Source organism: Dactylosporangium sp. NPDC000521 (assembly GCF_042898305.1).
Taxonomy (GTDB): Bacteria; Actinomycetota; Actinomycetes; order Mycobacteriales; family Micromonosporaceae; genus Dactylosporangium.
This window is the reverse complement of sequence record NZ_JBIAYW010000018.1, coordinates 123,402-131,018: the sequence shown is the minus strand read 5'-3', so window position 1 is coordinate 131,018 and position 7,617 is coordinate 123,402. Positions and strand designations below refer to the sequence as shown.

General features: G+C 74.8%; 7 protein-coding genes. 3 read left to right on the top strand and 4 right to left on the bottom strand.

Annotated elements, in window-relative coordinates; translation table 11 throughout:
- Positions 1-127: 127 nt before the first annotated feature.
- Both ACFY3L_RS41010 and ACFY3L_RS41005 read right to left on the bottom strand, forming a co-directional pair.
- A complete protein-coding gene (locus ACFY3L_RS41010) occupies positions 128-994 on the bottom strand; it encodes an alpha/beta fold hydrolase (RefSeq protein ID WP_389337405.1) in 867 nt (288 codons plus the stop codon).
- Positions 995-1,022: 28 nt separating this feature from the next.
- The gene (locus ACFY3L_RS41005) at positions 1,023-1,826 is read right to left on the bottom strand and encodes an alpha/beta hydrolase family protein (RefSeq protein WP_389337402.1); all 804 of its coding nucleotides are present in this window, start codon (positions 1,824-1,826) and stop codon (positions 1,023-1,025) included.
- Between the two features lie 115 nt (positions 1,827-1,941).
- On the opposite strand from ACFY3L_RS41005, the gene ACFY3L_RS41000 reads away from it, so the two are divergent.
- A complete protein-coding gene (locus tag ACFY3L_RS41000; RefSeq protein WP_389337399.1) occupies positions 1,942-3,090 on the top strand; it encodes a PucR family transcriptional regulator in 1,149 nt (382 codons plus the stop codon).
- Between the two features lie 173 nt (positions 3,091-3,263).
- On the opposite strand, the gene ACFY3L_RS40995 is transcribed toward ACFY3L_RS41000, so the two are convergent.
- Positions 3,264-4,010 (bottom strand): SDR family oxidoreductase, encoded by a 747-nt coding sequence (locus tag ACFY3L_RS40995; RefSeq protein ID WP_389337396.1) that lies wholly within the window; start codon positions 4,008-4,010, stop codon positions 3,264-3,266.
- Between the two features lie 9 nt (positions 4,011-4,019).
- Positions 4,020-5,285, bottom strand: coding sequence for an EAL and HDOD domain-containing protein (locus ACFY3L_RS40990; RefSeq protein ID WP_389337393.1), 1,266 nt, complete (start codon positions 5,283-5,285; stop codon positions 4,020-4,022).
- A gap of 128 nt (positions 5,286-5,413) precedes the next feature.
- On the opposite strand from ACFY3L_RS40990, the gene ACFY3L_RS40985 reads away from it, so the two are divergent.
- Together ACFY3L_RS40985 and ACFY3L_RS40980 are read left to right on the top strand one after the other, a co-directional pair.
- On the top strand, positions 5,414-6,316 hold the full coding sequence (locus ACFY3L_RS40985; RefSeq protein ID WP_389337390.1) for an anti-sigma factor RsbA family regulatory protein: 903 nt from the start codon (positions 5,414-5,416) through the stop codon (positions 6,314-6,316).
- An 89-nt stretch (positions 6,317-6,405) separates the two neighbouring features.
- Positions 6,406-7,614 carry an anion permease gene (locus tag ACFY3L_RS40980; protein WP_389337387.1) on the top strand — a complete coding sequence of 403 codons (1,209 nt, stop codon included), beginning with the start codon at positions 6,406-6,408 and terminating at the stop codon, positions 7,612-7,614.
- The last annotated feature ends 3 nt before the right edge of the window (positions 7,615-7,617 follow it).

Sequence of the window (7,617 nt, the reverse complement as noted above, 5' to 3'; positions counted from 1 at the left end):
GGTGGGGGGGGGGGCGGGGGCCACGCGGCCCGCCGCACCCACAATGCCCGCGGGGCGTCCCCCGGGGGGGAGGGGCCGCCGGGGGGGGGGGGCGCCCCGGGGGGGGGCGGCCCCCCCGCTTCGGCCGTCACCGCGCGGTGAGGACCTCGGCGAGCCTCGCGGTGGCTCGCGGGGTGGTGAGGATCGTGTAGTGGTTGCAGTCCGGGATGAGCTCGGCGCGCAGGGCGCTCTGCCCGGTCCACCGGTCGACCACGGGCTGGGGGAGCAGGCCGGGCTCCTGGCCGAACATGCCGCGCGGGGCGTGCAGCAGGTCGGCCGGTAGGCGCAGGGCGCGCAGGTCGTCGCCGAAGCTGCCGGCGTTGACGAGCAGGTCGCGGCCGTCCTCCGCCACGGCGGCCGGGGACACCCGGGAGCGGATGGCGCCCGGCGCGCCGGTGGCGTCGTAGCGGGCGTACGCGTCGAGGTCGGCGCCCCAGTCCGCGGCGAGCGCCGGGTGGTGGCGGAACACGTCGACGTAGGCGTCCTCGGTCGGGAACGTCATCCTCAGGCGGGTGATCGCCGGGCCGAGGGTGGCCTCCAGGACCGCGTCGGGGTCCGCGCCGGGCGGGACGGGCAGGGGCAGGCCGCCGTCGATGAGCACGAGGCGCCGGTACAGGCCGGGCTCCCGGACCGCGGCTCGCAGCGCGGCGTAGGCGCCCATCGACTGCCCCGCGAGGACGACGGGACGGCCGAGGTGGCGGGCGGCGGTGGCGAGGTCCTCGGCGTGGCGGTCCATGCCGTACGGGCCGGGGAGGCCGTTGCTGCGTCCCCGGCCGCGCAGGTCCACGGCGAGCAGCGTCCAGCCGGCCGGCAGGGCGCGGGCGAGCGCCGCGAACGCCATCGCCGAGGCGGTGATGCCGTGGGCGGCGAGCACGACCGGCGCCGCCGGGTCCTGGGAGCCGGACCGCAGGGCGTGCAGCGGGCCGTCCGGCGTGGGGATCTCGACGCTGTCCATGTGGGGTGGTTCCTCCGAACTGCGGGGGCTACGGGGCGAGGGCGTTGCGGCGGACGTCGGAGAAGGTGCGGCTGTCGGTACAGATGCCGCAACGGGGACCGGTGAACTCGGCGCCGGCGGCGGTGTCGCCCATGAGCTGGAACCGGAACCAGGCGGTGGTCGGCGCCGCGAACGGGCCCGGGTCGCCGACGACGGTGAAGTGGTCGGCGCCCCGCAGCTCAGCGTAGATCGCCGGGATGTGGTCCGCGTCGTTGTAGAACGCCTTCACCAGCGCCGGGAACACGATGCTGTCGTACTGGCCGGCGAGCAGCAGCGCCGGGACGTGGACGGCGTCGATGTCGGCGAGCGGGCCGGGCTGGATCGGCAGGATCGCGTCGATGCGCGGGTCGGCGCCGACGACGATCGCCGCGGCGCCGCCCTGGGAGTGGCCGGACGCGCCGATGTGGGTGAGGTCGACGTGGTGGTGGAAGACGCTGCCGGGGTCGGCGTCGGCCTGGGCGAGGGCGTCGATGCCGAGGCGCATCGAGACGCCGAGGTTGGAAGTGGGCGTGTTCGCGGCGGAGACGATGAAGCCGTGACTCGCCCAGTACAGCAGCAGGTCGCGGTAGACGAGCGGGGCGCCGCCGGTGCCGTTGCCCCACACGATCACCGGGTGCCGGCGCGGGCTGGTGGCGATGTCGCGCGGGTAGTACAGGGTGTTGACGACGCCGATCTGGACGGCGGTCGCGTACGGGCCGGGCGCGTCCCAGGCGTCCGCGGCGGCGGCCGGTCGGGCGGGGACCAGGAGCGCGGCCACGCACAGCAGCGCGGCGAGACCGTAACGGTGAGACATCGTGCCTCCTCGTCGGGTTGGGGGTCCTCGAATCGTCGCGCCGGCCGCGGCCGGTGTCTGTGCGCACTTGCGGCAACGATTGACGCGCGGGTTTGGGCGATGTGACGATGCCGGGATGCGGGACCTGCACGACCGGCTGGCGCCCAGGCTCGCTGAGCTGACCCGCGAGATCGTCGCCGGATGCGCCGCCGACGTGCCGTTCTACCGGGGGCTGCCGGCCGAGGCCCTGGACGGCCCGGTCCGCGAGTCGGTCGGCACCGTCTTGGGCCTTCTGCTGAGGATGCTCCGCGACGGGGAGTCGCTGCGGCCCGGCGACCTGACCTGGGTGGTGGAGCTGTCCGCCCGCCGGGCCCGTGACCACGTCCCGCTGGAGGCGGCGCTCGCGGCGTACCTCATCGGCGCCCGCGCCTGGTGGCGCACGGTCTCGGCCGTGGCCGCCCCGGCCGAGCTGCCCGCCGCCGGCGCGCTGCTGCTGGACGGCCTCGCCGGCATGATGCCCGCCGTCGTCGTGGCGCACCTGCAGGCGCAGGAGGACCTGCGGGGCGAGTCGGCGCGGGCCAGGCGGGAGCTGCTCGCCGCCCTGCTGCACGGTCAGCCGTTCCACGTCGTCGCGGCCCTCGCGCAGGACGTCAGGGTCGAGGTCGGCCAGCGGCACACGGTGCTGCTGGTGCGGCTCGCGCCCCGCCCGCCGGACCGGCTGGTGCAGGTCGCCCTCGACGCGCACGCGGGCACCCCCGTCCTCGCCGACCACGTCGCCGGCATCGTGCTGCTGCCCGACGGCGTCACCGCGCAGTCGATGGTCGCGGACCTGGGCGAGGCGCTGTCCACCACCGTGCTGGCGGCCGCGGCGGCCGCGGACACGCCCGCGGGCATCCCGGCCGCGGCCGCCGAGGCGGGCGAGGTGATGGACCTGGTGACCAGGATCGGCCGCACGTCCGGCGTGTACCGCCTGGACGACGTCCTCGTGGAGTACCAGCTCTCCCGCCCCGGGCCGGGCCTGCAACGCCTCGCCGCGAAGCTCGACCCGCTGCGGGCGCACCCGTATCTGCTCGACACGCTGCGCAGCTTCGTCGCGCATGGGCACAACCGCCGGCAGACCGCGCTGGACCTGCACATCCACCGCAACACGCTCGACTACCGGCTGCACCGGATCACGACGATGACCGGCCTCGACCCGGCGGTCCCCGAGCACGCCCGCCTGCTGGACGCCGCCCTCACCGCGACGGCGCTGCACGTCCACCGGCCGGAAGCCGGTGCCGGCTGACGCGACGGCGGAGCGGCCCGTGGTCGCGCAGCCGCCCGCCGACCCCGGCACCTCCCGCGCCTTCGCCGGCGCGGTCGTCGCGCCGGACACGCTGTCGTTCAACGGACGGCCGTGTCCCGTAGCGTGGACGACCACGGCGAGCCGATCCGCCACTACACCCGGGCGCTCTGAGGTCAGCCGATGGTGTGGCCGCCGTTGACGGTGAGGCGGTCGCCGGTGATGAAGGCGCCCTCGTCCGACAGCAGGAAGCGCACCGTGGCGGCGACGTCCGACGGGTGGCCGATGCGGCGCAGCGGGACCTCGGCCGCGTACGAGTCCAGTGCCGCGGAGGGCACGTCGGCGTGGCGTTCGACGGGGATCCAGCCCGGGGCGACGACGTTGACCGTGATGCCGTGCGGGCCGAGCTCGCGGGCCCAGGTGCGGGCCAGGCCGATCTGGGCCGCCTTCGCCGCCACGTACGCGGACCAGCCGGGCAGGGCACGGTCGACCATGTCGGAGCCGACCAGCACGACCCGGCCGCGGCCGGCGGCGCGCATCGCGGGCAGGGCGGCCTGGACGAGCAGGGTCGGGCTCTTCACGAAGAACAGCAGCTGGCCGAGGTGGTCGTCCCAGGTCAGGTCCTCGACGAGCGTCTCGGGCTGCGGGCCGGTGGCGTTGGCGACGACGGCGGTGACCGGGCCGAGCCGGTCGGTGACGGCCGCCATGAGCGCGGCGACCGAGGACTCGTCGGTGACGTCCGCGGGGAACGCGGCGGCGGTGCCGCCGGCGGCGCGGATGTCCGCGACGACCGCCGCCGCGGGTGCGGCGCCGTGCCGGTAGTTGACCGCGACGGCCCAGCCGTCGGCCGCGAGGGTCCGGGCGATCGTCGCACCCAGGCCGCGGGACGCGCCGGTCACCAGTACCACTCCCGCTGCCGCCACGGCGTGAACCTACACGTCGGCGGTGAGCTCGGCGAGGGTGGCGTTGGTGGAGCGCACGGCCGACAGGTAGGCCATGACCATGTCCTCGGTGCCGGCCGCCTGGGCGGGCAGGGTGCCGGTCGGGGGCATCTCCGCCGACGGGGTCGTGTACGCGCGGGCCGTGGCGAGGACGTCGCCGAGCGGGCCGTGGCCGGTGGTGAGGGCGTCGACGAGGACGGGGTCCAGCGGCAGGCCGTGCACCATCCGGTCGGCGGGCTCGTCGTAGAGGTCGGCGAGCGCCGAGAGCAGCCCGCCGATGTACGCCACGTCGCCCGGCACCCCGGCGGCGCCGGCCAGGAACTGGCTGAACCGGGCCCGGACGAGGACGTCGCTGAGCTGCTCGGGGTCGGCCTCGGTGAGGTCGGCGACGAGCATGAGGGTCACCCACTGCCGGATCCGGTCGAGGCCGAGCACGACGACGGTGTCCCGGACCGACGACACGGTCCGGTTGAGGCCGAGCGCGGCGGAGTTGGTGGCGCGCAGCAGCCGCAGCGTGAGCGCCGCGTCCTCGGCGACGAGCGCGGCGATCTCGTCGATGTCGGCGTCCTCGGCGGTGAGTGCCTGCAGCATCCGCAGCCGGGTCAGCCGCGCCGGGGCGAGCGTGACGGTCGAGTTGATGTGCGGGCGACCCAGGATGTGGCCCTGGAAGAGCTCGAACCCGAGCGTGAACGCCAGGCGCAGCGCGTCGGGGGTCTCCAGGCGCTCGGCGACCAGCCGCAGGTGCCCGAAGCGGCGGCACTCGGCGACGGCGGCGCGGACCTCGGGCTCCGACGCGTGCAGCATGTCGATCTTCACGTAGGTGGCGAGGGGGAGCAGCGCCTCGTGGCCGCGGCCGGGCACGAAGTCGTCCAGGGCGATGGTGTACCCCTGCTCGACGAGCGCGGTGACCCCGGCGACGACCTCGTCGTCGACGTCGGTGGACTCCAGCACCTCCAGGACGGCCTGGCCGCCGTCGAACGGCAGCGGCAGGCGGCCGGTGAGGAAGTCGCGGGTCAGGTTCACGAAGCAGAGCCGGTCGCCGGTCAGCTCCCTGATCCCGAACTCGGTGAACGCCGCGACCAGCACGCGGGCGGTGGCGACGGAGTCGCTGCGGTCGGCGCCGGTCGCGGTCGCCCGCGCCCGGAACAGCAGCTCGCCGGCGACCATGATGCCGTCGCGGTCGTAGATCGGCTGCCGGGCGACGTGCACGACATGATCGGTGTCCGGTGTCCTGAATGCCCCCGTGTGCTCCCTCACCAGGCCATGATCTCCCCAAAACCGGACCGAATGGTGCGGAACGGCGTATATACCCTCACCTTCGGCGGGTGATGGCAGATGTACGGTGGAGCCCGGCAGGCCGGAGGTCGGAAGGCGGGGTGGTGGAGATGCGGGAGTCGCTGACCCACGACGCGTTCTTCTACGACACGGACGAGGGGTTCACCGGCGGCCTCGTGCCGTTCGTCCGCGACGGGCTGCGCAGCGACCACGCCGTCGTCGCGGCCGTCACCGACGCCAACGCGGAGCTGCTGCGCGACGCGCTCGGCGGCGACGCCGCCAAGGTGACGTTCATGGACCGCGACGGCTGCTTCCAGCGGCCGGCGAGCACCGTCGCCGGCTGGCGGCGGCTCCTCGCCGACGCGGCCCGCCGCGGGCACGACGCGGTCCGGATCATCGGCGAGGCCGGATCCGGGCCGCCGGCGCGGCACGTGACCTGGGCGCGGTTCGAGTCGGCGGTCAACGAGGTGCTCGCCGACGCCCCGGCCTGGATCGTCTGCCCGTATGACATGCGCGTGCTGCCGCGCGAGGTGCTCGCCGACGCCCGGCGGACCCATCCCGGCAGCGACACGTACCGGCCGCCGGCCGAGTTCCTCGGCGCGGTGCCCGAGCCGGTCCCGCCCGTCGACGGCCCGCCCACCGTCGCGACGCCCCTCGGCGACAGCGCGGCCGAGGCCCGCCACCTCGTCGGGCGGGTCGCCGCCGCGCACGGCTGGACCGGCACCGACCGGCTCGACGAGCTGCTGCTGGTCACCAGCGAGATCGCCGGCAACGCCGTGCTGCACGGGGGCGCCCGCCGCGAGCTGCGGGTCTGGGTCACGCCGCAGGGCATGGTCTGCGAGGTCAGCGACGACGGGCCCGGCCCGTCCGACCCGTTCGCCGGCTACCGCCCGCCGGACGACCGCCAGCTCGGCGGCCGCGGCATGTGGATCGCGCAGCAGCTGTCCGAGGCGTTCGCCGTCACCCACGACGACGGCTGGACCCGGGTGCGGTACGCGCTGCCGCACCCGTAGGTGACCGGGCGGGAAACGGTCGGCGAAATCACGCTTGAGCAGGGCTGCTGCGGTGGTTGGCCGCACCGGGCGGGGTGACGATCGAAGGTGTGAGCGAAAGCACCGTGGTCCTCGTCCTGGTGATCGTGACGGCGCTCGGGTTCGACTTCACGAACGGGTTCCACGACACCGCCAACGCGATGGCGACCTCCATCGCCACCCGCGCCCTGCGGCCGAAGGCCGCAGTGCTCCTGTCCGGCATCCTGAACCTGGTGGGTGCCTTCCTGTCCATCGAGGTCGCCCTGACCGTGAGCAACGCGGTCGTGAAGATCCAGAACTCCAATGGCACGCCGAAACAGGACCTCGTCGCCGACGGCGGCGCCGCGCTGCTGCTGATCATCCTGGCCGGTCTGGTCGGCGGCATCGTGTGGAACCTGCTGACCTGGCTGCTCGGGCTGCCGTCCAGCTCGTCGCACGCGCTCTTCGGCGGGCTCATCGGCGCCACGATCGCCGGGCTCGGCTGGACCGGTGTCAACTGGAACGGCGACGGCAGCAAGCTCGACGGCGTCATCGGCAAGGTCATCCTGCCGGCCGTCATGTCACCGGTGATCGCGGGGGTCGTCGCCGCCGCCGGCACCTGGCTGGTCTACCGGATCACCGCCGGGGTCGCCCAGCGCTTCACCGACAACGGCTTCCGCTGGGGGCAGATCGGCAGCGCCTCGCTGGTCTCGCTCGCCCACGGCACCAACGACGCCCAGAAGACGATGGGGGTCATCACCCTGGCGCTGATCGCGGCGGGGGACTGGACCGACACGAAGAACATCCCGTTCTGGGTCAAGGCCGCCTGCGCGGTGGCGATCGCGCTCGGCACCTACCTCGGCGGCTGGCGCATCATCCGTACCGTCGGCAAGGGCCTGGTCGAGATCTCCCCGCCGCAGGGGCTCGCCGCCGAGTCCGCGTCCGCGGCGGTCATCCTGACCTCCAGCCACCTCGGGTTCGCGCTGTCGACCACCCACGTCGCGACCGGCTCGATCCTCGGCAGCGGCGTCGGGCGGCCCGGCGCGCTGGTGCGCTGGGCGGTGGCCGGGCGCATGGTGGCGGCCTGGCTCATCACGCTGCCCGCCGCCGCGGTCGTCGGCGCGCTCATGTGGTGGCTCGGCAACGGCATCGGCGGCCTCGGCGGCGCGATCGTCATCTTCGTCGTCCTCGTCGCCGCGGCCGCGTTCATGTACCTGCGGTCCCGCCGGGACCCGATCGACCACACCAACGTCAACGACGACTGGGACGCCCGGCGCGAGCTCGCCGGCGCGGACCGCTGAGAG

What these genes read in the sequence shown, in the direction of transcription:
- ACFY3L_RS41010 (WP_389337405.1), bottom strand. Translation starts at nt 994, where the DNA reads ATGGACAGCGTCGAGATCCCCACGCCGGACGGCCCGCTGCACGCCCTG.
- ACFY3L_RS41005 (WP_389337402.1), bottom strand. Translation starts at nt 1,826, where the DNA reads ATGTCTCACCGTTACGGTCTCGCCGCGCTGCTGTGCGTGGCCGCGCTC.
- ACFY3L_RS41000 (WP_389337399.1), top strand. Translation starts at nt 1,942, where the DNA reads ATGCGGGACCTGCACGACCGGCTGGCGCCCAGGCTCGCTGAGCTGACC.
- ACFY3L_RS40985 (WP_389337390.1), top strand. Translation starts at nt 5,414, where the DNA reads ATGCGGGAGTCGCTGACCCACGACGCGTTCTTCTACGACACGGACGAG.